The sequence below is a fragment of the Streptomyces sp. NPDC059456 genome (assembly GCF_042750055.1).
Taxonomy (GTDB): domain Bacteria; phylum Actinomycetota; class Actinomycetes; order Streptomycetales; family Streptomycetaceae; genus Streptomyces.
Map to the genome: position 1 here is coordinate 1 of NZ_JBHYVA010001007.1, position 2063 is coordinate 2063.

Consider the following 2063-nt stretch of genomic DNA (forward strand, 5'->3'; position numbering starts at 1 on the left):
CCGCGGCCCCGCGGGGGGGGGCGGGTGAGCCCCTCCCGCCCGCGCCCCGCGCCCCCCGCCCCCCCCCTACCCGCGCGACCGCCCCTACTTCATGAACTTCTTGAACTCGTCCGGAAGGTCGAAGTCCTGGCCGGCCTGGCCGCCGGCGGGAAGGCCGAACGGGCTGCCGGTGGCGGGCGGGGCGCTCTGCGGGCCCTGCTCGCGGCGGGCCGCTGCCGCCGCCTCCTCTTCCTTGCGCTTCATCGGGTTGCCGCTCTTGCGCTTGCCCTTGGCCTGCTTGACCTGCTTCTTCTGCCGGCCGGGGCCGCCGCCCATCCCGGGGATGCCGGGCATGCCGGGCATCCCGCCGCCCTGCGCCATGCGGGACATCATCTTGCGGGCGTCGAAGAAGCGCTCGACCAGGTTCTTGACGGCGCTGACCTCGACGCCGGAGCCCTTGGCGATACGGGCGCGGCGCGAGCCGTTGATGATGTGCGGGTCCTGGCGCTCGGCCGGGGTCATCGACTTGATGATCGCGGCGGTGCGGTCCACGTCGCGCTCGTCGATGTTGTTGATCTGGTCCTTGATCTGGCCCATGCCGGGGAGCATGCCGAGCAGCTTGGAGATGGAGCCCATCTTGCGGACCTGCTCCATCTGGGCCAGGAAGTCGTCGAGCGTGAACTCCTTCGGGCCCTTCGCCAGCTTGGCCGCCATCTTCTCGGCCTCGGCCTGGCTGAAGGTCTTCTCGGCCTGCTCGATGAGGGTGAGCATGTCACCCATGTCGAGGATCCGGCCCGCCATGCGGTCGGGGTGGAACGCGTCGAACTCGTCGAGCTTCTCGCCGTTCGAGGCGAACATGATCTGCTTGCCGGTGACGTGCGCGATCGAGAGCGCGGCACCACCGCGGGCGTCGCCGTCGAGCTTGGAGAGCACGACGCCGTCGAAGCCCACGCCGTCGCGGAAGGCCTCGGCGGTGTTGACCGCGTCCTGGCCGATCATGGCGTCGACGACGAAGAGGATCTCGTCGGGGCTGACGGCGTCGCGGATGTCCGCGGCCTGCTGCATCAGCTCCTGGTCGATGCCGAGGCGGCCGGCGGTGTCGACGATGACGATGTCGTACTGCTTGGTGCGGGCGTGCTCGATGGAGTCCTTGGCCACCTGCACCGGGTCGCCGATGCCGTTGCCGGGGGCGGGCGCGTAGACCGCGACACCGGCGCGCTCGGCGACGACGCTCAGCTGGTTGACGGCGTTGGGGCGCTGGAGGTCACAGGCGACGAGCAGCGGGGAGTGGCCCTGGCCCTTGAGCCAGAGGCCGAGCTTGCCGGCGAGGGTGGTCTTACCGGCACCCTGGAGACCGGCGAGCATGATCACGGTGGGCGCGGTCTTGGCGAAGCGCAGCCGCCGGGTCTCGCCGCCGAGGATCGAGACGAGCTCGTCGTTGACGATCTTGAGGACCTGCTGGCCCGGGTTCAGGGCCTTGGAGACCTCTTCGCCGCGGGCGCGCTCCTTGACGTTCGCGATGAAGGAGCGGACCACGGGGAGGGCGACGTCGGCCTCGAGGAGGGCGATACGGATTTCCCGCGCCGCAGCGTCGATGTCCTGCTCGGAGAGGCGTCCTTTGCCCCGGAGGGACTTGAAGGTCGCGCTGAGGCGGTCGGAAAGCGTATCGAACACGGTGGTCGCGATTCCTCGGGTCGGGGGCGTGTGGTCGTCCCCCAGGGTATCGGGCCCTTCCCCTGTCCGGGGACCCGCCCGTTCCCGGCCCCGGGCCGCGCCCCGGACCCCGCGCCTCCCACGCCGCGGGGGCCGTTTTCGGCCCGCCGGCGTGCGGGACGGGGATCCGGGGCGTGGCCGTCAGCGGAGGGCGGCCTCCAGTTCGGCGGCCAGCGCCGCGGCCGCCGGGGGCGGCAGCGGTTTGCCGTCGGGGTCGACCACGTACAGGGAGTCCACCGCGTTGGCCCCGAGGGTGGAGACGTGGGCGCTGCGCACGCTGACTCCGGAGGATTCCATCGCGCGCCCGACAAGGGTAAGCCGGCCCCCAACGGGAGTGGGCCCCCCCCCCACGGCCCGTGCCCTGGCGGAAA

At 71.8% G+C, this 2063-nt stretch carries 2 protein-coding genes; both read right to left on the reverse strand.

Going from position 1 to position 2063, the window contains the following annotated elements:
* Positions 1 to 84 precede the first annotated feature (84 nt).
* On the reverse strand, positions 85 to 1653 hold the full coding sequence (gene ffh, locus ACFXA3_RS41605) for a signal recognition particle protein (protein WP_385196557.1): 1569 nt from the start codon (positions 1651 to 1653) through the stop codon (positions 85 to 87).
* Between the two features lie 180 nt (positions 1654 to 1833).
* Positions 1834 to 2063, reverse strand: a 230-nt coding sequence (locus ACFXA3_RS41610; protein ID WP_385196559.1) for a hypothetical protein, incomplete at its 5' end; no start/stop codon positions are given.